The organism is Janthinobacterium sp. UMAB-56, assembly GCF_900095265.1.
Taxonomy (GTDB): Bacteria; Pseudomonadota; Gammaproteobacteria; order Burkholderiales; family Burkholderiaceae_D; genus Janthinobacterium.
The window spans coordinates 17,077-40,614 of record NZ_LT607671.1 but is presented as its reverse complement, the minus strand read 5'-3'; the positions used below and the strand labels follow the sequence as shown (position 1 = coordinate 40,614).

23 protein-coding genes are annotated in these 23,538 nt (G+C 63.2%); 11 read left to right on the top strand and 12 right to left on the bottom strand.

The window, feature by feature from the left end:
* The first annotated feature begins 24 nt into the window (after nucleotides 1-24).
* From K0F85_RS25950 to K0F85_RS25940, 3 genes are all read left to right on the top strand, one after another.
* On the top strand, nucleotides 25-846 hold the full coding sequence (locus K0F85_RS25950) for a helix-turn-helix transcriptional regulator (protein WP_257638175.1): 822 nt from the start codon (nucleotides 25-27) through the stop codon (nucleotides 844-846).
* Nucleotides 847-964: 118 nt separating this feature from the next.
* Nucleotides 965-1,564 carry a MarC family protein gene (locus K0F85_RS25945; RefSeq protein WP_101483148.1) on the top strand — a complete coding sequence of 200 codons (600 nt, stop codon included), beginning with the start codon at nucleotides 965-967 and terminating at the stop codon, nucleotides 1,562-1,564.
* Between the two features lie 31 nt (nucleotides 1,565-1,595).
* Nucleotides 1,596-2,141, top strand: a complete 546-nt coding sequence (locus K0F85_RS25940) for a DinB family protein (RefSeq protein WP_219118734.1) — start codon at nucleotides 1,596-1,598, stop codon at nucleotides 2,139-2,141.
* Here K0F85_RS25940 and K0F85_RS25935 read toward each other — a convergent pair.
* Entirely contained in the window at nucleotides 2,106-2,282 is a 177-nt protein-coding gene (locus K0F85_RS25935) for a hypothetical protein (RefSeq protein WP_219118733.1), read from the bottom strand. The two genes, K0F85_RS25940 and K0F85_RS25935, sit on opposite strands and share 36 nt — an antisense overlap.
* 244 nt (nucleotides 2,283-2,526) lie before the next feature.
* Here K0F85_RS25935 and K0F85_RS25930 point away from each other — a divergent pair, with 244 nt between their 5' ends.
* Complete coding sequence (locus K0F85_RS25930; RefSeq protein WP_219118732.1) at nucleotides 2,527-4,233, top strand: methyl-accepting chemotaxis protein; 1,707 nt, start codon at nucleotides 2,527-2,529, stop codon at nucleotides 4,231-4,233.
* Nucleotides 4,234-4,239: 6 nt separating this feature from the next.
* Here K0F85_RS25930 and K0F85_RS25925 read toward each other — a convergent pair whose 3' ends face one another.
* The 4 genes from K0F85_RS25925 to K0F85_RS25910 form a co-directional block, all read right to left on the bottom strand.
* Nucleotides 4,240-6,258, bottom strand: a complete 2,019-nt coding sequence (locus K0F85_RS25925) for a S9 family peptidase (RefSeq protein WP_219118731.1) — start codon at nucleotides 6,256-6,258, stop codon at nucleotides 4,240-4,242.
* 68 nt (nucleotides 6,259-6,326) lie between these two features.
* Nucleotides 6,327-8,156, bottom strand: a complete 1,830-nt coding sequence (locus K0F85_RS25920; RefSeq protein WP_219118730.1) for a hypothetical protein — start codon at nucleotides 8,154-8,156, stop codon at nucleotides 6,327-6,329.
* A 13-nt stretch (nucleotides 8,157-8,169) separates the two neighbouring features.
* Nucleotides 8,170-9,093 (bottom strand): ABC transporter ATP-binding protein, encoded by a 924-nt coding sequence (locus K0F85_RS25915; RefSeq protein WP_219118729.1) that lies wholly within the window; start codon nucleotides 9,091-9,093, stop codon nucleotides 8,170-8,172.
* 9 nt (nucleotides 9,094-9,102) lie between these two features.
* Entirely contained in the window at nucleotides 9,103-9,513 is a 411-nt protein-coding gene (locus K0F85_RS25910; protein WP_101483157.1) for a GntR family transcriptional regulator, read from the bottom strand.
* A gap of 213 nt (nucleotides 9,514-9,726) precedes the next feature.
* On the opposite strand from K0F85_RS25910, the gene K0F85_RS25905 reads away from it, so the two are divergent.
* Nucleotides 9,727-13,065: a DEAD/DEAH box helicase gene (locus K0F85_RS25905; protein WP_257638174.1), complete on the top strand. Its 3,339-nt coding sequence runs from the start codon at nucleotides 9,727-9,729 to the stop codon at nucleotides 13,063-13,065.
* Here K0F85_RS25905 and K0F85_RS25900 read toward each other — a convergent pair.
* Together K0F85_RS25900 and K0F85_RS25895 are read right to left on the bottom strand one after the other, a co-directional pair.
* A complete protein-coding gene (locus K0F85_RS25900; RefSeq protein ID WP_219118727.1) occupies nucleotides 13,062-14,462 on the bottom strand; it encodes a heavy metal sensor histidine kinase in 1,401 nt (466 codons plus the stop codon). The genes K0F85_RS25905 and K0F85_RS25900 overlap by 4 nt on opposite strands.
* Nucleotides 14,459-15,169 carry a heavy metal response regulator transcription factor gene (locus K0F85_RS25895; RefSeq protein WP_219118726.1) on the bottom strand — a complete coding sequence of 237 codons (711 nt, stop codon included), beginning with the start codon at nucleotides 15,167-15,169 and terminating at the stop codon, nucleotides 14,459-14,461. The genes K0F85_RS25900 and K0F85_RS25895 overlap by 4 nt, the downstream gene beginning before the upstream one ends.
* Nucleotides 15,170-15,311: 142 nt before the next feature.
* On the opposite strand from K0F85_RS25895, the gene K0F85_RS25890 reads away from it, so the two are divergent.
* Both K0F85_RS25890 and uraH read left to right on the top strand, forming a co-directional pair.
* Complete coding sequence (locus K0F85_RS25890; RefSeq protein WP_219118725.1) at nucleotides 15,312-15,806, top strand: heme-binding protein; 495 nt, start codon at nucleotides 15,312-15,314, stop codon at nucleotides 15,804-15,806.
* A gap of 11 nt (nucleotides 15,807-15,817) precedes the next feature.
* A complete protein-coding gene (gene uraH / locus K0F85_RS25885) occupies nucleotides 15,818-16,228 on the top strand; it encodes a hydroxyisourate hydrolase (RefSeq protein WP_219118724.1) in 411 nt (136 codons plus the stop codon).
* 7 nt (nucleotides 16,229-16,235) lie between these two features.
* On the opposite strand, the gene K0F85_RS25880 is transcribed toward uraH, so the two are convergent.
* Nucleotides 16,236-16,934 (bottom strand): glutathione binding-like protein, encoded by a 699-nt coding sequence (locus K0F85_RS25880; RefSeq protein ID WP_219118723.1) that lies wholly within the window; start codon nucleotides 16,932-16,934, stop codon nucleotides 16,236-16,238.
* A gap of 190 nt (nucleotides 16,935-17,124) precedes the next feature.
* On the opposite strand from K0F85_RS25880, the gene K0F85_RS25875 reads away from it, so the two are divergent.
* The gene (locus K0F85_RS25875; protein WP_219118722.1) at nucleotides 17,125-17,550 is read left to right on the top strand and encodes a hypothetical protein; all 426 of its coding nucleotides are present in this window, start codon (nucleotides 17,125-17,127) and stop codon (nucleotides 17,548-17,550) included.
* Between the two features lie 4 nt (nucleotides 17,551-17,554).
* Here the strand turns inward: K0F85_RS25875 and K0F85_RS25870 are convergent, their stop codons facing one another.
* The gene (locus K0F85_RS25870; protein WP_219118721.1) at nucleotides 17,555-19,201 is read right to left on the bottom strand and encodes a methyl-accepting chemotaxis protein; all 1,647 of its coding nucleotides are present in this window, start codon (nucleotides 19,199-19,201) and stop codon (nucleotides 17,555-17,557) included.
* A 287-nt stretch (nucleotides 19,202-19,488) separates the two neighbouring features.
* Between K0F85_RS25870 and K0F85_RS25865 the strand changes: the two genes are divergently transcribed.
* Nucleotides 19,489-19,917, top strand: coding sequence for an EamA family transporter (locus K0F85_RS25865; RefSeq protein WP_219118720.1), 429 nt, complete (start codon nucleotides 19,489-19,491; stop codon nucleotides 19,915-19,917).
* Nucleotides 19,918-19,990: 73 nt separating this feature from the next.
* Nucleotides 19,991-20,356, top strand: coding sequence for a hypothetical protein (locus K0F85_RS25860; RefSeq protein WP_219118719.1), 366 nt, complete (start codon nucleotides 19,991-19,993; stop codon nucleotides 20,354-20,356).
* Here K0F85_RS25860 and K0F85_RS25855 read toward each other — a convergent pair.
* The gene (locus K0F85_RS25855; protein WP_219118718.1) at nucleotides 20,350-20,775 is read right to left on the bottom strand and encodes a hypothetical protein; all 426 of its coding nucleotides are present in this window, start codon (nucleotides 20,773-20,775) and stop codon (nucleotides 20,350-20,352) included. The two genes, K0F85_RS25860 and K0F85_RS25855, sit on opposite strands and share 7 nt — an antisense overlap.
* A 194-nt stretch (nucleotides 20,776-20,969) precedes the next feature.
* Here K0F85_RS25855 and K0F85_RS25850 point away from each other — a divergent pair, with 194 nt between their 5' ends.
* Nucleotides 20,970-21,788, top strand: a complete 819-nt coding sequence (locus tag K0F85_RS25850) for a helix-turn-helix transcriptional regulator (RefSeq protein WP_219118764.1) — start codon at nucleotides 20,970-20,972, stop codon at nucleotides 21,786-21,788.
* Between the two features lie 45 nt (nucleotides 21,789-21,833).
* Here K0F85_RS25850 and folE read toward each other — a convergent pair whose 3' ends face one another.
* Both folE and nudC read right to left on the bottom strand, forming a co-directional pair.
* Nucleotides 21,834-22,400: a GTP cyclohydrolase I FolE gene (gene folE, locus K0F85_RS25845; protein ID WP_035822985.1), complete on the bottom strand. Its 567-nt coding sequence runs from the start codon at nucleotides 22,398-22,400 to the stop codon at nucleotides 21,834-21,836.
* Between the two features lie 77 nt (nucleotides 22,401-22,477).
* Nucleotides 22,478-23,314 (bottom strand): NAD(+) diphosphatase, encoded by an 837-nt coding sequence (gene nudC / locus K0F85_RS25840; protein WP_219118763.1) that lies wholly within the window; start codon nucleotides 23,312-23,314, stop codon nucleotides 22,478-22,480.
* Nucleotides 23,315-23,538 lie beyond the last annotated feature (224 nt).

The following is a 23,538-nucleotide window of genomic DNA, read 5'->3' as shown; positions in this document are numbered from 1 at the left end:
CGCGCCGCGCCTTCTCGCGCTAAGATGTCCGTACCTATCGCAAAACTGACCTTCCTCATGGATTGCACCTCCCCCGCCTTTCAGGAACTGCTGCCCGTCACGGCGCGCGCCATGGCGCTGGCCGTCGACTATGCGCATGGCCACGTGATTTCCGTGCACCGCCACACGCATGCGCAGTTGCTGTACGCCATCGAAGGCGTGATGACCATCGAGGCGCAGGGCGGGCGCTGGGTGGTGCCGCCCACGCGCGGCGTGTGGCTGCAGCCCGGCATCGCGCACCAGGTACGCATGAGCGGCGCCGTCAAGATGCGCACCGTCTTCATCGACTGTGCCAGCTCGCCACTGCTGCCGCGCCACAGTTGCGTGCTCGACATCAGCCCCCTGCTGCGGCAATTGATCGTGGCGGCTGTCGACATCGCGCCCGATTTCACGGAAGGCAGCCGCGACTGGCATCTGCTGCAATTGCTGTTGCATGAGCTCGATAGCCTGCCCGTGCTGCCCCTGTATTTGCCCTTGCCCGTCGATGCGCGCCTGCGCGGCATCTGCGCGCGGCTGATGGCGCAACCGGGCGAACAGCAGACGGTGGCGCACTGGGCGCAGGCGCTGGCGATCACCGAGCGCAGCCTGCATCGCTTGTTTCAGAAACAGACGGGCATGCGCTTTGGCCAGTGGCGCCAGCAGGCGCGTTTGCTGCGGGCGCTGGAACAATTGGCGCACGGCAGCAAGGTCATCGACGTGGCCATGGAGAATGGCTACACCAGCCAGAGTGCCTTCACTGCCATGTTCAAGAAACATTTCGGCACCACGCCCACCGCGTTTTACCAGGCAAAAGTCATCGCCGCATAAAAAAAATGCTGCTATGCATCAATAATCATGGGCGATCGCCGCCGCTCTTGTTATCATCGCAAGCCTTATCGCACCGCGCCCATCCTGGCAGCGTTGTTGACCTCTTTTTCACACCACCATGACACAGAATTTCTTCCAGACTTTTATCCTGCTCTTGCTCGTCACCGACCCGTTCGGCAACGTTTCCCTGTTCGTCAATGCCCTGAAACGGGTACCGGTCGAGCGGCGCTGGAAAGTCGTCGTGCGCGAATGCATGATCGCCTTCGGCATCTTGCTGCTGTTTATGTTCTTCGGTCGCCATTTCCTGAACGCCTTGCAATTGTCGGAAGTGGCCCTGCGCATCGGCGGCGGCGTGATTTTGTTCCTGATCGCCATGCGCATGGTGTTTCCACAGCCCAACGCGGGCAATAGCGACCATGAAATGGGGGGCGAGCCGTTCATCGTGCCGCTGGCCATCCCAGCGCTGGCCGGCCCGTCGGCCCTGGCGACCGTGCTGCTGTTTTCCTCGCATGAAATGAACGACGTCATCGCCCACGTGGCGGGGCTGACGGCCGTGGCCGTCGTCTGGCTGGCCGTCTTCCTGTGCGCCGAACGCTTGCAGCGCGCGCTGGGTCCGAGAGTCATGACGGCGTTCGAGCGCCTGATGGGCTTGATTTTGACGGCCATGGCCATTGAAATGCTGCTGGCCGGCATACGCGCATTTTTGAAATCCGTCTGACAGACAACATTCACACCCTGGAGGAATCACCATGAGTCGTTGTGCCCACCTTTGCCTGATGGCTGATTACAACCAGTGGATGAATGCCAAGGTCTACGCGGCCGCGGCCGGCCTGCCGCCCGGCGAACTGCAGCGCGAGCGGGGCGCCTTTTTCGGCTCCCTGCTGGCCACCTTGAACCACGTGATGGTGGGCGACACCTTGTGGCTGCAGCGCTACGCCAGGCACCCGGCCGGCTTTCCCCTGCTCGACCCCATCCGCGCCATCACGCCACCCACCTCGCTCACGCAGCCGCTGTTCGCCGCCGACGATTTTGCCGCCATGCACGCGCACCGGCTGTGGCTGGACCAGACCATTGTGGACTGGGCCGCCTCCATCCGCGAAGAAGACCTGGACCACCTGCTCGACTACCGCAACAGCAAGGGACCGAACCGGCGCGAGTTTTTCAGCCTGCTCATGCATTTCTTTAACCACCAGACGCACCACCGGGGCCAGGCCGGCACTCTGCTTTCGCAAGCGGGCGTGGACATCGGCGACACGGATTTACTGTTTCGCATTCCCAACCATATTGCCGACTGAGGGCAGGCGGTGCAGCCACGCTTTCAGCGCGATCAATGCCAGCGCCACCGTCCCCAGCAGCACGGCCAGCTGACGTCCCTGCGCCATCGGCGCCTCGCGCGGCGTATCGGGCAAAAATCTCGTTAAACCTAGCGCTTTCATCGATTTCCTGGCCATCCAGGTATTTCCGGAGAACTGCGCGCCCATCCAGCGTCGCGCACGTTGTTTCCACACGACAACTTATTTAATTTACTACCATTTTTAAAACTTTTCTCGGACTTGATACAAGTTTTTGTATTGCAGTGCGGATTTTTGAGGAACAATTACAGACTCGCCGCCCATACGTATAAACCCGTAGACCCGGCCTGTCGACGTTTTCCCTCACTTCCGCAACACGAAAGCAATCATGTCACTCACACAATTCAAAATCGGCACCCGGCTCGGGATCGGGTTTGCTGTCGTTCTCGGCCTGCTGGTGGCCGTCTTGCTCGTCGGCCTGTACTCCATGGGGCAACTGAGCGCACGCACGCATGACATCGTCACCGACAAGAACGTCAAGATGGCGGCGGCCAACACCATGAGCGACAACGTGCGCAACATCACCCTGGCGATCACCAGCGTGGTGGTGGCGCCGACGGAAGCGCTGGTGCAGGCGGAACTGGCGAAAATCGGCGAATCGCGCAAGAAATACGGCGCCGCCAAGGAAACCTTGCAAAAGAAAATCTCGACGGACAAGGAAACGGCCCTGATGGCCGAACTGGACGCCGCCCTGAAATCGGGCGCGCCGCTGAACAACAAGGTCATCGAGTTGCGCAATGCGGGCCAGACCGAAGAAGCGATCGCCTTTTTGACGCAGCAGGCGGCACCGAGCCTGAAGCGCGTGCTGGGCGCGCTCGACAGCCTGCTCGCCTATGAAGCGCAGCAGGCGGCGCAGGCGGCAACAGAGGCCGAATCGCTGAGCGCCAGCGCGCGCGCCTCCATGATAGCGCTGGGCAGCGTGGCCGTGCTGCTGGGTGCCTTCGTTGCCTGGATCATCACGCGCTCGATCACCCTCCCCATCAATGCGGCAGTCAGCGTGGCGGAAACCGTGGCCTCTGGCGACCTGTCGTCGCACATCGTCGTCAATTCCAGCGATGAAACGGGGCGCCTGCTGGGCGCACTGAAAGCCATGAACACCAGCCTGCTGGGCGTGGTGGCGCAAGTGCGCCACGGCACGGATGCGATCTCCACGGCATCGAGCGAAATTGCCGCCGGCAACCTCGACCTGTCAGCACGCACGGAAGAGCAGGCCAGTTCGCTGGAAGAGACGGCGTCGGCCATGGAAGAGCTGACCTCGACCGTGAAGCAGAACGCGGACAATGCGCGCCAGGCGAACCAGCTGGCAAAAAGCGCGTCCGAAGTGGCCGTGCGCGGCGGCAGCATCGTCTCGCAAGTGGTCGACACCATGGGCACCATCAACGCGTCGTCGAAGAAGATCGTCGACATCATCGGCGTCATCGACGGCATCGCTTTCCAGACCAACATCCTGGCATTGAACGCGGCCGTGGAAGCGGCGCGCGCGGGCGAACAGGGCCGCGGCTTCGCTGTCGTGGCCACCGAGGTGCGCAACCTGGCGCACCGCTCGGCTTCGGCAGCCAAGGAAATCAAGGAACTGATCGCCGCTTCCGTCGCCAACGTAGACACGGGTTCGCGCCTCGTCAATGAAGCGGGCCAGACCATGGGCGACATCGTCGACAGCATCGTGCGCGTGACCGACATCATGGGCGAAATCACCTCCGCCACGCACGAGCAAACCATCGGCATCGAGCAGATCAACATGGCCATTGCACAGATGGATGAAGTGACGCAACAAAACGCAGCCCTGGTGGAAGAAGCGGCGGCGGCTTCGCAAAGCATGCAGGAACAGGCGGGCGAACTGGCGCACGTGGTGGGTTTCTTCAAGACGGGCAACCAAGTCACCAGCACACCCAAGCTGACGCCTGTGCGCGCGACGCCGGCAGCGCCAGCCATCGCACGCCCCGTGGCCCGCAAGGCACCCGTGCGCCAGGCCGTGGCCGCCGCACCGGCGCGCCGCAGCAATGCCGCTGCAGAGAGCGAATGGGAAGAGTTTTAAGGGGTTTTAAGGGATCTTGAGGGCTGCGTCCGCCCCCGGCACGGCGAACAGCGCTGGCAAAGCCCGGTTCGCTTTCAGCGTTTGGCGCAAGTAGGAGTCCAATTTCGCTCCCGGTGCAGCTGGCGCCGGCCCGCCCAGATGCTGCTGCAGCAATTGTTCCAGCAGATACGCCGCAGCCTGGCGGTACAGGGGATGGCGCGGATTATGCCCTTCCTCGGGATCGACCAGCAGGCTGACTGGCTTGCCGGACAACTGTAACCGGGCCACATAATCCGTCACCGATGCGATCTGCACCGTGCTGTCTCTGGCGCCAGCCATGATCAGCAGCGGCTTGCCAACCTGGTCCGTGTGGCGCACGGGGGCGCCAGCCTCCAGCGTCCGCATGGCGACGCCATCCTGCAAGTCCACACCCATATCCTGTAGACGCAGCGGGAATGCCTGGTCGCCGCCCGGCCCGCTGGCCATGGTGCGCAGGGTACGCGCGAAGTCGGGCGACGGTGCGATGGCCATGCCGAACTGAAACAGACTGGGCGTGTGTGTCAGCGCCAGCAGGGTCGCATAGCCGCCAAAGGAATGGCCGGCAATGGCCAGGCGTTGCCGGTCGCCCACCCCCTGCCGCAGCAGCCAGCGCACGCCATCAACGATGTCGGCCTGCACGCGGCCGTTGCCCAGGTCGCCACCGGCCGCCGTCATGTAATGCAGGCCATAACCGACGGAAGCGCGGAAATTCGGCTGGAACACGGCGACACCGCGGTTCGCCAGCAATTGCACTAGTGGCGCGTAAGCGGCATTGACCCGTTCCCACGGCCCGCCATGGACCAGCGTCAGCAGCGGCATCGACGCCGCTACCTTTCCGGGCGGCAAGGTCAGATATCCATGGACCAGCACGCCATCCGAGGCACGGTAATGGATGGGGCTAGTCTGCGCCAGCTGGCCCGGCGGCAAAGGCTGGCCAGCCGCGCGCTGCGCCTGCAGGATTTCGCGCGTGCTGCGACGGGCACTGTCGTACAGCCAGTAACGGTCGTGGTTCAGGCGTGATCCGCTCTCGATCAGCAACAGTGTCGCCCCGCCTCGTGCCGCTTCGATGAAGACGCCTCCGTGCCCAAATTGCCGGTCAATATCAGCCACGGCACGGCGCGCCAACTGTGTCAGCCCGGCATGGTGCAGCATGGGCGATTCGAACAGGGCAAACAGCGGCGTACGCTGGTCCGCATCGCTGATCACCCGGCGGATATCTGCCAGGCCGGCGCGGTCGGCATGCACAACGCGACGCCTGCCTTGCGCCAGATCAATCTCCACCAGCGCGCTGCGGTCGCCATACTGCGCCATGAGCATGCTCAGCCGGGAAGCATCAGGCGCGGCAGCCACCAGCGTGCAGTCATCGACGCGCTGGCAACGCAGCACCTCTTGCCAGCCCGCAGCCTGGCGACGCTGGATGCTACGCATGCCATCACTGGCGACGGTCATGGCAAAACCCAGCCGACCCGTTGCGTCCAGCAGGAAACCGGAAAGCTGTTCACCCTGGTACAACAGCTCGCGTTGGCCTTGCGTGTCCATGCGCTCCAGGCGATAGATACCGCTGGCCGCAGCGTAGCTTGCCATCAGCACATGGCGCGCGTGAGCGGCATCTGCGGGAAACAAGCGATGCTCGGCCCTGCCGTCAAAGGCGGCCAGCTTGTAGCTGCTGCTGTCGGCAACGGATACCACCGACACGCCGTCCGGCATGGCCAGGAACAGCGTGCTGCTGTCGCCGGACCAGAACAAGGCCACCTGCCCAGGCAAGGCCAGCAGGCGCCTGGCCACTTGCGTGCGGGTGTCGAGCACATGCAGGCTGGCCTTTGCCCCCTCGCCATCCAGATACGCTACCGACGCCCCGTCCGGCGACAGGTGTACCGCATGCAGACGCGGGCGACGCTCGAAGGCAGCACTGGGAATGCGCGGCGCTGGCGGCAGAGCGGCATTGCGAGCCAGCAATGGCGCCAACGTCAAGGTCGCCGTCACGGCAGCGGGCGCCGCCAGAGTCAAGCCAGCCGCCAGGACCAGGACCAGGACAGCGTGCCAGAGACAGTGCCGGTAGCCCAAGCCCAGGCCCATCATCTGGCCAACGCAGCAGCAAGCGGGCGCGCCTGCGGTACTGGCGAGCGTGGATGCAGGATCAGCAGCGTCAGCAGGCAGGCAGGCCCCAGCAGCGCGCAGGCCAGCAGCCAGATGCGCGGCACATCGCCGGCCTGCCGCCGCCAGTACCACGCGCCCATGACGCTGAGCAAAGCGGCCAACAGTGCGGCGCTCCAGACGGCAGCCGGACGGACGACAGGCCGGGCATTGTCGTCAGTCAGATCCGGCACGGCGCCATCAGCATACATCCGCTGCGGCAGATTGACGAGCGCATGCAGCGCGGGTGAGAGCCACCAGTCGGCGTGTTCGAACAGCAGCGGAAAATCGTGGTCGATGGCGTGCGTGGCGACCGGCTGCGCGCGGCCGCTGGCGTCGACGAACAGCAACGCTTGCGTACTGCCTGGTACGCCTGACTGCATGGCGCGCCCCCCCGTGATGGAAACCAGCGTACCGTCGAGCAATGGCGCGATATCAACCCGCTCCAGATTGCTCAGCGGTACAGGCAATGGCAGGCGGAACACTTCCGTATCGGCAGCACCGGGCTGCGCCGCTGCGGCAGGCGCATAGACGAGCAGGTGGCCGTTGCTGAGCACATACACGCGTTCGCTGATTTTCTTCGGTGCTGCAACCGCTTGCTCCCCGGCTGGCAAGAGTGCCTGCAACCGTAGCGCATGACCAGCCGGTTCGAATGCCAGCACCATGTTTCCGGTGAGCACATTACCGGCAAGTACGGGTACGCCGGGAAACGCCTGCAAGTCCCCCAGTCCATGCAGCCCCATCTGATTGATGAGCGCACCCGTGCGCATGTCGTGCACGTCGAAACGCATGCTGCCGTGATTGAAGGTCAGGCGCTGCTGCAGATCGCTCAGCTCAGCCTGCGGCGGCGCGTTCTGGTTCGACAATTGCTGTCGCACGGCATAGCGCGTGATCGTCGCTTGCAAGGTCCCCACTTCGAGCAAAGGCAACTGGCGCCGCCACAGTGGCGCACGCTCATCCTGGGCGCCGGCCAGTCCGGCAAGCATCAGGCTGCGGCCATCGGCGCGGCTCACATCCGCGTAGCCGCCAGCCGACGGCATGGCCATCGTCTGCGGATGCCGGTCCAAGCCGATCAGGGCGATGTGAAAGACAGCCAACGTACCCCACAGCAACAGACAATATATGCCCACCACCAGTGGCACCGCCTGTGCCAGCGTGGCGGTGCGGCCGCCGGCGAGCCGCATGCGGCTGGGCGTGAAACTGGCGTGCACGTTCCACATCAACAACGCTGCGCAGGGCAGCGTCGCCAGCAGCAGGCTGAGCGCGCCGGCCGCGTGCATCAGCATCACATAGGGCAGGAGAATAAGCAGGAAGGCACAGCGCAGGCGGCTGACCATGATGGCGGCGCCGCACAGCCAGGCGATCAGCGTCATCATCACCAGGTAAGGCACGGCCAGGTAGTGGCGCATGTCGACCGTGCGCGGCGACAGAAAATCAGTGCCCAGCACGGTCAGCAGCAGCGGCAGGCCAATGGCCAGGGCAATCAGCGTGGCCGACGCCAGCATCAAGCCTCCCAGGATGGCGCCGGGAGCCAGCGGCCGGTGCAGCAGCCACAGCCAGCGGCTGGGCTGGCGATAGCTGCCGATCTGATGCAGCGCAAGACCCAGACCTGCCAGCATGCACACTGCCAGGATGAGCAGTTGCATGGGCCAGCCTTGCTGGAAGATGCTGCCTAAGCGGGCCAGGAAGAGTTGCACCAATATATGGACGGCAGCAAAGATCAGGGTGGCCCGCAGGTAGCGGCGGCACTCACTCAGGTACAGGTCGCCCATGAAGAAGTCTTTCTCAGGCCGCGTACAGCGCGGGGTTAGCAGCGGAAATATGCCCGCGCGCCAACAAGGCATTGATGGCGCGGTCGAGGCTGACGGGCATGTTGTGCACGCTGCGCGCACCCAGCAGGCGCAGGCGTGCGGCAAATTCCGGTCCCTGGTCCAGCACCATGAAGTGGCTCAGTCCGTCAATATGTTCGGTATGCAAGATACCGGGCAGCGCTCTCGTATCGGGCGGCAGGAAGGGAAATTCGGCCACCCACAGCAGTACCCGCTCGCACAGGACGTCCGGCGCGCAAGCCTGCAACAAACGCCCGCGCTCAAGAATGATCAGCTGGTCGGCCACGCGCTCGATTTCTTCCATTTGGTGCGAGCAATAGATAATGGTCATGCCATCGCTATAGCTGCTTTCCATCATGGCCCCCAGGAACAGACGCTTGGCAACCACATCGAGGCCCAGCGTGGGTTCGTCGAGGATCAACAGTTCCGGACTCTGCCCGAGCGCCAGCGCCAGATTCACGCCGGCACGTTCCCCACGCGACAGCTGCGCGATGCGCTGCCCTGGCAATACATTGAAGTTGCGCAACACACTGCAATAGCGTTCCTCATTCCATCCCGTGTACAGGCGGCGTTGCATGGCTGTCAGTTCACCGATCGTCAGCCACAGGGGCAAGGTGTGCTCCTCGTTGACATAGCCGATGCGTCCACGCAAGTCCGGCGTCAGCCGGGCGCAGTCACAACCGAGAATACGGGCGCTGCCTTCGGTCGCCGCCTCGAAGCCCAGCAGCACGCGGAACAGCGAAGACTTGCCAGCGCCATTCGCGCCGACGATGGCATGGATGCCGCCGCGCGCCACGCGCAGGCTAAGCTGGTCTAGCGCATGCTTGTCCTTGAAGCGCAGCGACAACTTGTCGGTCTGCAAGATGGGTTCATTCGTCATCGGATACTTTCAGCCGGTCTTCTTGGGAAGGCACAAGGCCAGTTCGCCCGCTACGCGTTCCAGCACCACGCCAGCAGGATAGTCGAGCGCGATGACGTCGCCGACGAAGCGGGTCAACGCTTCGTCCAGACGCCGTGCGCGTTCCTCGTCGGACAGGCGCTGGCGCGGCGCAGCCACGAACAGGCCCAGGCCGGCGCGCGCATCCAGCCAGCCCTCCGCCGTCAGTTCGCTATAAGCCTTGGCGACCGTGTTCGGATTAATGCCCAACTGCAAGGCCAGGCCACGGACACTGGGCAAGTTCGCGCCCAGCGTCAACTCGCCGCTGGCGATCAGGCGCCGTACACCGTCAACGATCTGGCGATGGATGGGGCGCGGATCGCCTGTAGCGATCTGCAGCATCAAGGGACTTCGACGGTTCATGGCATGACTTCACTGTACTATTACAGGCAGTACAGTAGCAGCAACAATAACAAGCTGTCAACGACAAAGATGCGTTCGAAGTTGCCGTCCGGCTTCTTTCCACTGACAGGCCAACTTTTTTTACGGCAAAGCCCGCGCAATAGGCAAAAGTGCAAAACGTGCGCCGCGCATACGCTTTACAATCCTCGCTCGCTTTACAAAATATTGGTCATCATGAATCAGGCAGAACAGCAGCGCCTCCTGGCTATCCTGGAGTATTGGCACAAGATCGAATTCTTTATCCCGTTTGACCTGAATCAAATCACGGACGTTGAAGACCAGTCCACCGTGCGTCTCCTGCACCGCGAACAGCTGGCGCAATTGCCGCTGCAGTTCGCCACGCAATGGCAAGTACCGTCCGACCGCGAGATCGACGGCTTTTCGCTGTTCCTCGGCGTGTTCGACAAGGCCGAAATCAACAAGGCTTGTCCGCCGGCCAGCGGCCCGGAAAACATGGCCGAAACAGAAAAAACGGAACTGGCCGGACGCTCGTGCTTTGCCCGCCTGAACTTGAATGCGCTGGGCGAGCCGCAGTTCGACCCCGTCTCTGTTTCAACGTTGCCGTGGGCGCTGGGTCGCGCGCGCACGCCTGACTGGTCGGGCCTGAGCCTGGACGCCTTCAGCGACAGCCAGCTGGCCTTGCAAGACAGCTTGCGCAATTTCGCCGCTGCCCGCGTACCGCAGCAAGTGACGGACGAGGCGGGCAATGTCTCGTCGCCCCTGTCCGGCATGGAAATCGCGGCGCTGGCCGACCTGCTGCGCGACTGGGCCGGCTTCCACCCGTCGGCGGGCCAGCCGCTGGCCGTGCTGGAATTGCGCACGCGCAAAAAACGCGCCGCCAGCGACGCGGCCGATACGCTAGAGACCAGCCAGAACCGCACGCTGGACTTTGGCGATGCGGTGGAACCATCGATCGATATTCTCAACAGTTTTTATCTCGACGACCTGGAACAGATCATCCGCGCCTTGCGTGGCGGCAAGCTGCCGCCCACCGTGGCCGCCTATCTGACGCCGCTGGCGCACGATGAGCGCATCGACCTGTACAGTCCAGCCGGACGCCAGGCGCTGGCCGCCATGCTCAATCCAGCCAATATGCACCGGGGACACTGGCTGGAAGACGCCAGCTATGCCATGAGCCTGATGCAACAGTTCGCCATCCACGGCGCGCGTACCAGTCTGCATGAACGGGGCATCTTTTCCGTCAACGGCCCGCCCGGCACGGGCAAGACGACCTTGTTGCGCGAATTGTTCGCCGACAATATCGTGCGCCGCGCCAGCGTACTGGCTTGCCTGGACCGTGCCGGCGACGCCTTCATCGGCAAGGTGGCCGTGGCCTTCGAAGGCGTGCGCGACCCCATCACCATCGCCCGCTTGCGCCCGGAACTGACGGGCTTTGAAATGGTCGTCGCCTCGTCGAATAACGCGGCGGTGGAAAACATTTCCGGTGACTTGCCGAAGCCAAAGCAGCTGGGCAAGGAATGGGCGCGCACGCGTTACTTTGAAAGCGTGGCGCGCCGCGTCGTGGCCGATGGCAATGGCGCGAACCGCGCCCTGAGCGAGACGGAAGCGCCATGGGGCTTGATGTCCTGCGCGCTGGGCAATAGCGCGAACCGCCGCCGCTTCGTCAGCAATTTTTATGACGACGACTGGGACAAGAGCACGGCGCGCAAGACGCCGAACGCGCAGAATATCCGCCAATGGCTGGCCAGCTACCAGGGCGTAAGCTTCGCCCAGGCGGCGCGCGAGTTTCGCGAGACGGAACACGTGGTGGAAAAAGCCCTGGCCGAACACGCCCAATACGCGGCCCTGTGGCAAGCCGTAGGCACTTGCACGGAAGGCGACTTCATCCAGGCCAGCCAGCAAGCGTTGATTGCGGCCGAGCAAGAGATGGATGCGGCGAATGGCGCCCTGTCCAGCGCGCTGGCACAGCAGGACACCCTGCTTGCCAGCAAGAAGGAATTGCTGGAAGAAGAACGCCTGGTGGCGCTGACGCAACCAGGTTTCTTTGCCCGCCTGTTCCGCACGGCGCCGGCGCGCGCCTACAAGGACGCCGTCATCGCCAACGCCGAAGCGCAACGCCAGGCCGCGCGCGACGTATCCGCCATCAAGCTGCTGCTGAAGGGCGAGCTGGAGCCGCGCTGCGAGCGCGCCCGCCACAGCCTGCACATCGCCCTGCGCACGGCGCAGTCGCGCCAGCGCGAATGGGATGACAGCACGGAACTGCTGCGCCGCGCGCGCATGCGCTTCCCCACCATCATCGCGCCCGCGACCCTGGACGAGCTGGACGGCGACGCGCTGCAAATTGGCGGCCTGTGGCATGAGCCGGCGCTGGCGCGCCTGCGTTCGCGCCTGTTCGCCAAAGCCCTGGCCCTGCACGAAGCGTGGCTGGCGGAAGTAGCAAAGAAAGGCGGCCCCGGCTTTGGCGGCAACTTGCTGGCCGTGTCGAAATTGTTGAAAAACAAGCGCGCCTACGACCAGTCGCACATCGCCATGGTCTGGCATAGCCTGTTCATGGTGGTGCCTGTCGTGTCGACCACATTCGCTTCGTTCGCGCGCCAGTTCCAGGGCATGGGCCCCGAATCGCTGGGCTGGCTGTTCATCGATGAAGCAGGTCAGGCCGTGCCGCAAGCGGCGCTGGGCAGCCTGTGGCGCGCCAGGCGCGCCGTCGTCGTGGGCGACCCGCTGCAAATCGAACCCGTATTCACGGTGCCAGGGCGCCTCGTGCAAACCTTGTCTGCCCTGTCGCCGCACACGCAAGATGGCAGTTACGCGCCGACTTCCGTTTCCGTGCAAACACTGGCCGACAAGGCCAACCGCTATGGCGCGCAAGTCGGCGCCGGCAGCGCACAGCCGCTGTGGATAGGCAGCCCCTTGCGCGTGCACCGCCGCTGCGTGGAACCGATGTTTTCGCTGGCCAATAGCATCGCCTACGAAGACAAGATGGTCTACGGCTTGAGCGAACGCACGCCGCCGGCCAGCGCGCGCGGCCTCACGCGGGGCCCGAGCCGCTGGATCGACGCCGTCGGCGCCGTCAGCTACAAGCAAGTGGTGCCCGTGCAACTCGATTTCGTGCTGGAAGTGCTGCTGAAACTGTATCGCCGCGACGGCAAGCTGCCCGACATGTATGTGATCACGCCGTTCAAGGCCGTGCGCAACGAATTACGCTCGCGCATCGTCGACCTGGACTGGGACCGCCGCCTCGGCTATGGCAAGGCACCGACGGCGCGCGAATTGCGCCTATGGAGCAGCCAGATGGTGGGCACCGTGCACACCTTCCAGGGCAAGGAGCAAAGCGTGGTGATGCTGGTCCTGGGTGCCGACGACAGCACGGCCGGCGCCGCGCAATGGGCGGCCAGTACGCCAAACCTGCTCAACGTGGCCCTGACGCGCGCGCAACATTACGTGTACATCGTCGGCAATCCGCTGCTGTGGGGGCAGTTGCCGCATTTTGCACCGGCCTGCGCGCAACTGCCGCATACGGGCATGCATGAGTTCTTGGTAGAAATGGGCTAAACGGGGAAAACGAGGGTGAACGTCGTGGCGGCCGCGTCGGATGCCACGCTCGCGCTGCCGCCATGCAGCTGCATGATGGCCGTGACGATGGCCAGTCCCAGGCCGGTGGAAGCGGCCGAGTCGCTGCGGGCCGGGTCGGCGCGGTAGAAGCGTTCGAACAGGTGGGGCAAGTGGCGCGCGGGAATGGCCGGGCCGAGGTTGCTCACGCTCAGCTCCACGCCCCCGTTCGGCGCGTGCGAACGCAATAAAATCGTGCTGCCCGGCGCCGCGTGGCGTATCGCATTCGACAACAGGTTGCCCAGCGCGCGGCGCAGCAGTTGCGGCTCGGCCGTCACCGTGCCGCTGCCGTGGCAGGCCAGCGCCAGCCCCCGCTCTTCGGCCAGGCCTTCAAAGAAATCGGCCAGGCGCAAGAACTCGTCCTGCACGGGCAAGGTTTGCTTGACGAGTATCATTTCCTCCTGCTGCGCACGCGCCAAAAACAGCATGCTGTCGATCATGCGCGACAGCCGTTCCAGCTCTTCCACATTCGACGATACCAGCTGTTCATACTCTTGCGCACTGCGCGGACGGGCCAGCATGACCTGGCTTTGACCCAGCAGATTGGTGACGGGCGTGCGAAATTCATGCGCCAGGTCGGCGGAAAACTGCGACAGCCGCGCATAGCCTTCCTGCAAGCGCGCCAGCATGGCGTTGAGCGCGTGGATCAAGGGCAGCAGTTCGCTGGGTGCGCCGCGCGCCTCCAGTTGCTGTTCCAGCTTGCCAGGCCGCACGAGGGCAGCATGGGCGGCGATATTGCGCAACGGCCGCAATCCCCGCAGCAGCATCACGCTAGCGAGCAAGGCTGCCACCAGTGCGCTGACGGCTACCGAGACGACGATCTGCCAACGGTAGGCGGCAAACATGGCCGTGCGGTCGCCGTAGACCCGGGCGACGGCAATATCGGCCATCTGCGCCGGTTCGCCGATGCGCGCGCTGGCTGCCACGACCCTGGCGGGATAGCCGTCGCGGCTGGTCCAGCTGACGATGGCGCTGGCCGTCACGGGCGCATCGACGGCCACGGGAACAGCATGCGCCACCGTCTCGCCGTTCGGATTGACATCGATCAAACGCGTGCCATCGGCGCGCACGATACGGACCAAGGAATTCTCTTGCCCGCTCATGGTGTCGCGGAAATACTGGGGCCGCTCGCGGATGATGTCCAGGGTGCCGGCATTGCCCAGCAGCTGCTGGATTTGCCGCAGTTTTCCCAGCAACAAAATGTCGTCGCGGCGCTCGATTTCCGCCACGAACGAGCGGTACAGATGCATGCCCAGCCCGGCCGACACGAGCGCCACGATCAGCACGAAGACGAGCGTGACGCGCAGGGTCAGCGAGCGGCGCAGTTCTGCCAATTTCATTGCGTGGCGCCGCTGTCGGGATTGGATGGCGCGCGCAATTCGCAGACATAGCCCATGCCCCGCAAGGTGTGGATCAGCTTGGGTTCGAACGGGTCATCGAGCTTGCTGCGCAGGCGGCGGATGGCCGCGTCGATGACATTGGTGTCGCTCTCGAAATTGATGTCCCACACTTGCGAGGCGATGATGGAGCGCGACAAGACCTCGCCCTGGCGCCGCGCCAACAAATGCAGCAAGCCAAATTCCTTGGCCGTCAGGGTGATGCGCTGGCCTTGACGGCTGACCTTGCGCTTCATCACGTCGATTTCCATGTCGCCGATGCGGATCACCTCGTCTTCGCGTGGCGGTCCGCGCCGCAGCAGGGTGCGGATGCGCGCCACCAGTTCGGCAAAGGCGAATGGTTTCACCAGGTAATCGTCGGCGCCCAGTTCCAGCCCCTTCACGCGGTCCTGCACTTCGTCACGCGCCGTGAGGAAAATCACGGGTACGTCCGCGCCGCCCTCCTGCAGCCGCAGCGCGCGCAAGACTTGCCAGCCATCCATGATGGGCAGCATGACGTCGAGCACGATCAAATCCGGTGCCTCGCTACTGGCCATGTGCAGGCCGTCGCGGCCATTGCGCGCCAGGCTCACCGTAAAGCCTGACTCGGCCAGGCCGCGCAGCAAATAGTCGCCTGTCTTCGGTTCGTCTTCTATGACCAGGATGCGCATGGATGGGGGGCTTTCTTGTGGAAACTAGAAGCATTCTACGCCGCACGCAAGCCACTGCGGATGATAAAAATGTCATGCGGCGATCATCTTCTCGTAGGGCAACACTGGCCATACTGGCGTCACTTTATTTCGTGGATGCCAGATGAAAACCCTGTTACTCGGCAGTACCCTGCTGTGCCTGCTGGCCAGCCCCGCCCACGCCCAATTGCGCAAGGTCGATGAGCTCTCGCTGGCGGCGGCCAAGCGTCTGGCCGATGCGGCCATGGCCGCTTGCCAGGCGCAAGGGCGGCATATCGTCGTCAGCGTGCTGGACCGTGGCGGCAATGTCGTGACCGTGCAGCGCGCCGATGGCGTCGGCCCCCACAACACGGAGGCCAGCCGGCGCAAGGCGTATACGGCCCTGTCCACCAAGAGCGATACCTATGCCCTGGCCAGCGCCGCGAACGCCAACGCCGATATGCGCAACCTGACTAGCCTGCCGGAACTGTTGTTGCTGGGTGGCGGCTTGCCATTGATGGCGCAGGGGCAAGTGGTCGGCGCCATCGGCGTGGCTGGTGGCGGTGGCGCCCTGCAAGACCGTGCCTGCGCCCAGGCTGCCCTGGCGGCCATCCCTGAACTCGATCTCACCACACCTTGAAAGACACAACGATGAACTACCTGAAAAAAACCGCTGCCGCCCTGGCCTTTGCCAGCCTGTCCAGCATGGCCTCGGCCGCCACCAATCCCTTGAGCGTGCACATCCTCGACTTGCAGAGCGGCCAGCCGACGGCGGGCGTGACGGTGACCCTGGAGCAAAAGAAAGGCGAAGGCTGGCAACAGTTGGCCAGCGCCGTGACGAATGCGCAGGGACGCATCGCGGCCATGTATCCGGCTGATGCGCCCATGCAGGCGGGCGACTACCGCATCGTGTTTAAAACAGGCGAACACTATGCGCGGCTGAAACAGGAAACGTTCTTTCCGGAAATCCCTGTGCAGTTTCACGTGGAAAAGACTGACCAGCACTATCACATTCCCTTGCTGCTCAGCCCTTTCGGTTTTTCCACTTACCGCGGCAATTGAGCGTTGCTCAGCCTAGCGTTTTCGCCGTCTGCCCGAACAGCACGCTTTTCGCGTCGCCGCTGACCGTGGGTTGCACATTGATCTCGGCCGCGCGCGCATACGCACGCACGGTGGCGGGACGGGCGGCAATGCTTGCGAACCAGCGCGCCAGATGCGGGAAATCTTCCAGCTTCTGGCGCTGGCGTGCGTGCGGCACGATCCACGGATAGATTGCCATGTCGGCGATGGAGTAGGTGTCGCCGGCCACGTAGGCACGGTCCGCCAGGCGCTTGTTCAGCACGCCGTACAAACGGTTGGTTTCGTTGACGTAGCGCGTGATGGCGTAGTCGATCGGTTCAGGCGCATATTGCACGAAATGGTGGTTCTGTCCCGCCATGGGACCCAGGCCACCCATTTGCCAGAACAGCCACTGCATGACTTCGGCACGGCCGCGCACGTCGTCGGGCAGGAATTGCCCGCTTTTCTCGGCCAGGTATTGCAAAATCGCGCCCGACTCGAACAAGGACAGGGGTGCGCCGCCATCTTCCGGCGCTTGGTCGACGATGGCGGGGATGCGGTTGTTGGGCGCGATGGCAAGAAACTCGGGCTTGAATTGCTCGCCCTTGCCGATATGCACGGGAATGATGTTGTAGGCGATGCCTGCTTCTTCCAGGAACATCGTCACCTTGTGCCCGTTGGGCGTGGTCCAGTAATACAGGTCGATCATCGTCGTCTTTCAGCTCGTTGGCATAGGGAGGGCGTAACTATTGTCACGCCGCAACTGGTGTGCATGGATATAATGCCACGTAAGCGAAAAACAAGACGGCGGGCGACGCACCAACCATACAAGCAAGCGCCCACTCTCGCCACCAGTATTGAACTCCGCCACCACAGAGAACCACCAAAGAAAGCCGACCATGCGCAAACTCCTGATCGTCACGCTGTCCGTCCTGCTGTCAGGCTGTGTCCAGGACTTCGCCATCTATATGTTCGATGGGCAAGACCATTCCCTGACCGTGCGCCGCCAGCAACGTTATTTTTGGCAAGATAGCGTGGAGGTGCAGCTGATGGCCACCAATTTGCCGCGATGCCAACGCCTGCATACGCTGTCGACCGATGCGCCGGCCGACATCACCGTCGAGCTGTTTGCGGCCGGCGATGGCGTGTGGAATATCCGCATGGGCAAGCAGCTGTGGCAGGCGGAAACGACGACCTGCAATGCGCTGACGGAAATGGAAAACGACCCGAAAGCCGACCTGGGCCAACCGGTCGGGCAATTCGTGGTCGTCGATGACAAGCTGGAATTCGAACCGGCGCCGCAAGCGGCGGCGCCAGCCCAATAAGGCCTTAACGCCCCGCCAGGCTGCGCAGCGGCTTTTTCGCCACGGCGCGTGGCGCGCCGGCCGCACTTGCCGCCAGACGCGGCGACGTGCCCGGCTCCTGCGCCGACAGTTTGAAGCGGGCCACCAGTTGCGCCAGCACGGCCGCCTGGTCCTGCATGCTCGACGCCGCAGCGGCTGCCTCTTCCACCAGTGCCGCATTTTGCTGCGTCACGCTATCCATCTCGGTGATCGCCTGGTTGACGTGGCCGATGCCCGTGCTTTGCTCGTGCGAAGCGGCCGTGATGTCGGCCATGATGTCGGTCACGCGCGAGACGCTGGCCACCACCTGATCCATGGTCGTGCCCGCCTGTGCGACGAGAGTGCTGCCGGCCGCGATGCTGTCGACGGAAGCGCCGATGAGTTCCTTGATTTCCTTGGCCGCGCCCGCCGAACGTTGCGCCAGGTTGCGCACTTCCGACGCCACCACGGCAAAGCCACGGCCCTGTTCGCCGGCGCGGGCCGCTTCCACGGCCGCGTTCAAGGCCAGGATATTCGTCTGGAAAGCGATGCCGTCGATGACGCCGATGATGTCGACGATCTTGCGCGACGAGGCGTTGATGGTATCCATGGTGCCGATCACTTGCGCCACCACGGCGCCGCCCTGGCGCGCCACTGCGGAAGCGGACTGCGCCAGTTCATTCGCCTGCACGGCGTTGCCCGCGTTCTGTGTCACGGTCGAGGTCAATTCCTCCATCGATGCGGCCGTTTCTTCCAGAGAACTGGCTTGCATTTCCGTGCGTGCCGACAGGTCCATATTGCCGCTGGCAATCTCGCTCGATGCCGTGGCGATCGTCTCGGCGCTGTGGCGGATTTCACTGATTGCGTCGACCAGATTGGCCTGCATTGTTTTCATTGCGTACAGTACGCTGTGGCGGTCCTTGGCATGCGTGCGCACGTTGCCGCTCAAGTCGTTGTTGGCGATCTGTGCCGCCACATCGGCCGCATATTCGGGGTCGCCGCCCAGCGCATGGCGCAGGCTGCGGTTGATCGCCACGACGACGGCAGCCAGCAGCGCGCACACCAGCAGCAGCACGCCCAGCGAGGTGATCAGCGACTGGCGGAAGGCCGCATCGATATCGTCCATGTACACGCCCACCACCAGGGTCCAGGCCCACGGTTTGTAGGCCACCACGCGGCTCATCTTCGGTTCCGGATTTTTCTGGCCTGGACGCGGGAAATAATAGTGGACGAAGCCCTTGCCTGCATCACTCTTGCCCACGGCAACGATGTCGCGATACAGATAGGTGCCGTTGGCATCCTTGAAGTCTGCCATGTTCTTGCCGTTGGTTTGCGGCGCGGCGGGATTCATCACGACGACGGCATCGAGGTTAATGATGGACAAATAACCGGTCTCGCCGAAACGCATGCTCTTGATGACGGCGGTCGCCTGCTTTTGCGCTTCTTCCTGCGTCAAGGCGCCGCTGGCAGCCAGGTCGCCGAACATCTTGACGGCGCCCAGGCCCAAGTCGGCGGCATTGCTCAGGTCGGCGCTGCGCTCTTCAATGCGGATCTTGCGAATTTCCAGGGCGTTGTAGACAAAAATAACGGTGATGCACAACAGGCTGCAAATCAGGGGGATCCATAATTTCTGCTGGAACGTCAATTTTTTCATGCTGTGTCTCCAACTATCTATTGTGCGGCGAAGGGGCGTGGCCCGCTTCCAGCTCTGCAGGCCGGGAATGCGGCGGCGACGGTGCTCTGGCGGCACCGTTCAGACGTCTCCAGCATACGCTCGAACGACCGATATTTACAATGCCGGGTAGCAATGAATTTTGCCCGGTGTTGTTAATGCGTGCGACATTTGGCGAGAATTTATGCTGCGTTGCCTAAAATTGCTGGCAGCGGCCGCCATTCTTTTACGCTACAGTCACTGCAGATCCCCACCGCGCAAGGAGTCCCATGTCGACCACGTTTACCTGGCAAGGCTTTGCCATCCTGTCGGCCGTGTTCGCGGCCCTGACGGCCATCCTGGGCAAGCTGGGCGTGGCCCATCTGAACAGCAATATGGCCACCTTGATACGCACGGGTGTCATCTTGCTGGTGACGGCAGCCATCATCTCGCTGCGCGCGGAATGGCAGCGCCCCAGCGGCGGCAACTGGGTGGGCTGGACTTGCCTGATCGCTTCGGGCGTGGCCACGGGGCTGTCGTGGCTATGCTATTTCCGCGCTTTACAGCTGGGCCCCGTCTCACTGGTGGCACCCGTCGACAAGCTCAGCGTGGCACTGGTGATGCTGGCCGGCTGGCTGGTGCTGGGCGAGCCGTTCACCGTGAAAGCTGCCCTCGGCGGTGGCTTGATCGTACTCGGCTCGCTGATTTTGCTGCTGTGAAGCGATACGCGGCACGCGGCGGCGCGCCTGTGTCAAAATGCACGCCAGATAGATCGAATCACGAAAGCACAGCATGACCAAGAATGAAGCCATGAAACGCATCAACGACCGCCTGGGCAAACCCACCCTGACGGACAAGAACACGCATTTTGCCAGCGTCGCCGTCTATGGCACGGACGAAGGCTGGTGGCTGAAGATCCCCTTCCTGACCTTCAAGCAGGAATTGCATTTCATCCTCAATAACGAGAAGACGAAAAGCTTCCAGCACCTGAAAGTCGGCGCCAACCAGATTCTCAGCCCTGGCATGAAGTTCCGCAGCACGGGTGGGGCGGCCGACGCCTTCATGTCGGCCTCGGCGCCGAAACGCCTGGTCGATTTGCTCGACGGCGGCAGCAAGTACAACTTTACAAAACACTTCGTCAACGATTACCGCTACTGATGCGCGGCCGTGCTGCCATTGCCTGGCGGCAGCCACGCCCTGATCAAATGCTGCGCGAGGTCGAGCGCGTCATCGCGGCTGGTGCCGAAATGCAAGGGGTAGCCCCAGAACTGGCCGAACATGACGGCGATGGCCTTGCCGGCCAGGCGCTTGGCCGCACTCGGTTCGACCAGCACCATGCCCTGAATATAGGTGCGCAGGGCGGCCTTGTGTCGCTTCATCCACAGCACGGCGCGCTTGCGCTCTTTCTGCGGATGCACATGTCCATCGTCATCCAGACCTGCTTCGCTAAGAATGACAAACGCCTGCTGGCGCGCCAGCAAGGCTTCGAACTGGGCGAACAAGGCTTCGTCGCGGCGCTCTGCGACAGGATCGCGGCGGATCCAGACGAGGGGGAAATCGCTGATATCGAGTTGCATGTAAGGCTCCTTCAAGGGGGTTGCCGTTCCTCCTCACCTTCATCAGAACACGGGCGGCGGCGGTTGCCGTTGAAGCGGGGCTGCGGATAGTCATACGATACCGATGACGACACTCGCCGTCATTGCATACAATAGCCACAATATTATTCAATCCAGCCAAGGCGCATTCCATGCCCCATCCATTGCTGCCCAGCATGCTCACTACCCAACTGGCTCTGGACGCCGACGCCTCCATCTTCGATTTCGATGTCGACGGCGTGCTGCGGCCCTTGCTGGCCCTGGGCCTGGCCAGCGTGCGCGAGGAGTGGGAGCAGGCGCCGCACCAGCACCGCAAGGGGAAGTTGCTGTATGCCACGCGGGGCGTGATTCATTGTGAAGTAGAAAGTGGGGTGTGGATCGTGCCGCCCCAGTGCGCCGTGTGGATACCGGGCGGCCTGATGCATGCCGCGCAGGGCGTGGGCGAGGCCGAGTGCTATTGCCTGTTTGTCGAGGCGGCCATGGCGCCGGCCTTGCCAGCCGTCTGCTGTACCGTGGCCGTCTCGCCCCTGTTGCGCGAACTCATCACCAAAGCGGCCGGTTTTCCCACCCTCACTGCGCTGCATGGCGCGCAGGAACGCCTGGTGGCGACCCTGCTCGATGAATTGGCGCTCGCGCCCGTGGAAGACTTGCATCTGCCGATGCCGCGCGATGCGCGCCTGCGCCGCCTGGCCGCCCTGCTGCTGGAACAGCCAGCCGATAAAAGCACCCTGACCGAATGGGCCAGGCGCATCGGCATGAGCGAGCGCAGCATGACCCGGCAGTCATGCGAGGAGATGGGCATGAGCGTGGGCCGCTGGCGCCGGCAATTGCACATCATCCTTGCCTTGCAGCGGCTGGCGCAAGGCCACAGCGTGAAAGCGGTGGCCATGGAACTGGGCTATGAAAACACCAGCGGCTTTGTCACCATGTTCCGCAAGGCGGTCGGTAAGCCGCCGGCCCGCTACCTGGCGGAACGGGAATCCCCACGCACATGAAAAAAGGCGGCATCTGCCGCCTTCATCATGCATCGTCACCGAAAGTCAGACTTCGCGTGCCAGGGCCAGGAATTCCGTGCGCAGCGCCAGGTTCGGCTGCATCTCGCCCAGCATGGCCGAGGTGATGGTTTCTTCGCCCGGCGTGCGGATACCGCGGCTTTCCATGCACAGGTGGCGACAGCGTACGACCACGCCCACCGATTTCGGTTCCAGCACTTCCATCAGGGCATTGGCGATCTGCATCGTCATGCGTTCCTGCACCTGCAGGCGTTTGGAGAAGCAATCGACGAGACGCGTCAGCTTCGACAGGCCGACGATCTTGCCATTTGGCACGTAGCCGATGGTGGCCTTGCCAAAGAACGGCGCCAGATGGTGTTCGCAATGGCTGTAGACGGGGATGCCGCGCACGACGATCAGCTCGTTGTACTGCTCCGCGCCATCTTCAAAGGCTTTCAGCAAGTCCACCGGATCCTGGCCATAGCCGGACGTCCAGTGCTTCCACGCCTTGGCCACGCGCGCCGGCGTTTCCAGCAAGCCAGGACGCTGCGGATCTTCGCCAAAGCTGCTGATCAGCCGGCGCCAGTCGTTTTCGGAGAATTCTTCTTGAGACATGCTAAACCACCCTAAAATTTGCAATTGCCGCCAGTATATAGAAAATGCGGCAAGCTGCCCGAGCGGCCCCGGCTTTCCTATACCGTTGGCGGACGGTGGGCCCGCACCAGCAGGGCCGAGATCGACACGCTGGAGCTCGCTTCCGGCCACGCATCGCCGGGGCCGAACCAGCGTGCCTCGGCGATCTCGTTCTCGTCCAGGCGGATCTCGCCGTCGAGGTAATCGGCCGTAAACGCGATCATCAGCGAATGGGGAAACGGCCAGGACTGACTCATGAAGTACTGCAAGTTATGCACGCGCAAGCCCACCTCTTCCATCACTTCGCGGTGCACGGCTTCCTCGATCGATTCGCCCGCTTCCAGGAAACCGGCCAGCGGACTGAAACGCTGCGATGGCGAATGCTTGTGCATGGCCAGCAGCACGGAATCGCCCTTGCGGATGAGCACCATCATGGCCGGCGAAATGCGCGGGTACGCCAGCATGCCGCAGGCGGCGCACGTGAAGCAGCGTTCGCCGCGCTGGCGCTGCATGGGCGTGGCGCACACGCCGCAATGGCGGTGCGTGCGCGCCCACTCGGCCAGTTGCACGGCGCGGCTGGCCAGGCCCAGGAAGCCATCATCGACGGCATGGAACAGCGAGCGCATACCGTGCCACGCCAGGGGGCTGTCGGCGGGCAGCACTTCCTCATCGGTCCAGACGGTCTGGCAGTAACGGCCCTGCCACAGGCCGACGGGCTGGGCGCGGCTCAGGTCGATATCGAGCAAGGCCACCTCGGCGGCCGTGGGCAGGGATAGCTCGGGCGTACGCAACAATAAACGTCCGCGGTGAAAGACAAATGTCAGCGTTTCGGTGGCGGCCGGGGCCGGTATGGGTAGGTCGATCAGGGGGACAAAGGCATCGGGAGTCTGCAGCATGCTGGGCGAAGATTTGTAAAGGTTGCTCATCATACTCCTGCTCCGGAACGCCTGCGCGCATAGCAGCGGTCGGGCAGCAAAGCAAGCATGCATGCATGCATGAGCCATGACAGTGTTTTTTTTGCGGCACGCCCTATCCGTTGCGTAAATGATACTGATAACGATTCTCATTTACGAAATAGCGCCCAGTTATTACAATACGGCCTTCCGTCTCCATCGCCAGC

Bases quoted from the DNA above. Each gene is read 5' to 3' on its own strand.
- K0F85_RS25950 (WP_257638175.1), top strand. From the start codon at position 25: ATGTCCGTACCTATCGCAAAACTGACCTTCCTCATGGATTGCACCTCC.
- K0F85_RS25945 (WP_101483148.1), top strand. From the start codon at position 965: ATGACACAGAATTTCTTCCAGACTTTTATCCTGCTCTTGCTCGTCACC.
- K0F85_RS25940 (WP_219118734.1), top strand. From the start codon at position 1,596: ATGAGTCGTTGTGCCCACCTTTGCCTGATGGCTGATTACAACCAGTGG.
- K0F85_RS25935 (WP_219118733.1), bottom strand. From the start codon at position 2,282: ATGAAAGCGCTAGGTTTAACGAGATTTTTGCCCGATACGCCGCGCGAG.
- K0F85_RS25930 (WP_219118732.1), top strand. From the start codon at position 2,527: ATGTCACTCACACAATTCAAAATCGGCACCCGGCTCGGGATCGGGTTT.
- K0F85_RS25920 (WP_219118730.1), bottom strand. From the start codon at position 8,156: ATGGGCGACCTGTACCTGAGTGAGTGCCGCCGCTACCTGCGGGCCACC.
- K0F85_RS25915 (WP_219118729.1), bottom strand. From the start codon at position 9,093: ATGACGAATGAACCCATCTTGCAGACCGACAAGTTGTCGCTGCGCTTC.
- K0F85_RS25910 (WP_101483157.1), bottom strand. From the start codon at position 9,513: ATGAACCGTCGAAGTCCCTTGATGCTGCAGATCGCTACAGGCGATCCG.
- K0F85_RS25905 (WP_257638174.1), top strand. From the start codon at position 9,727: ATGAATCAGGCAGAACAGCAGCGCCTCCTGGCTATCCTGGAGTATTGG.
- K0F85_RS25900 (WP_219118727.1), bottom strand. From the start codon at position 14,462: ATGAAATTGGCAGAACTGCGCCGCTCGCTGACCCTGCGCGTCACGCTC.
- K0F85_RS25895 (WP_219118726.1), bottom strand. From the start codon at position 15,169: ATGCGCATCCTGGTCATAGAAGACGAACCGAAGACAGGCGACTATTTG.
- K0F85_RS25890 (WP_219118725.1), top strand. From the start codon at position 15,312: ATGAAAACCCTGTTACTCGGCAGTACCCTGCTGTGCCTGCTGGCCAGC.
- uraH (WP_219118724.1), top strand. From the start codon at position 15,818: ATGAACTACCTGAAAAAAACCGCTGCCGCCCTGGCCTTTGCCAGCCTG.
- K0F85_RS25880 (WP_219118723.1), bottom strand. From the start codon at position 16,934: ATGATCGACCTGTATTACTGGACCACGCCCAACGGGCACAAGGTGACG.
- K0F85_RS25875 (WP_219118722.1), top strand. From the start codon at position 17,125: ATGCGCAAACTCCTGATCGTCACGCTGTCCGTCCTGCTGTCAGGCTGT.
- K0F85_RS25870 (WP_219118721.1), bottom strand. From the start codon at position 19,201: ATGAAAAAATTGACGTTCCAGCAGAAATTATGGATCCCCCTGATTTGC.
- K0F85_RS25865 (WP_219118720.1), top strand. From the start codon at position 19,489: ATGTCGACCACGTTTACCTGGCAAGGCTTTGCCATCCTGTCGGCCGTG.
- K0F85_RS25860 (WP_219118719.1), top strand. From the start codon at position 19,991: ATGACCAAGAATGAAGCCATGAAACGCATCAACGACCGCCTGGGCAAA.
- K0F85_RS25855 (WP_219118718.1), bottom strand. From the start codon at position 20,775: ATGCAACTCGATATCAGCGATTTCCCCCTCGTCTGGATCCGCCGCGAT.
- K0F85_RS25850 (WP_219118764.1), top strand. From the start codon at position 20,970: ATGCTCACTACCCAACTGGCTCTGGACGCCGACGCCTCCATCTTCGAT.
- folE (WP_035822985.1), bottom strand. From the start codon at position 22,400: ATGTCTCAAGAAGAATTCTCCGAAAACGACTGGCGCCGGCTGATCAGC.
- nudC (WP_219118763.1), bottom strand. From the start codon at position 23,314: ATGCTGCAGACTCCCGATGCCTTTGTCCCCCTGATCGACCTACCCATA.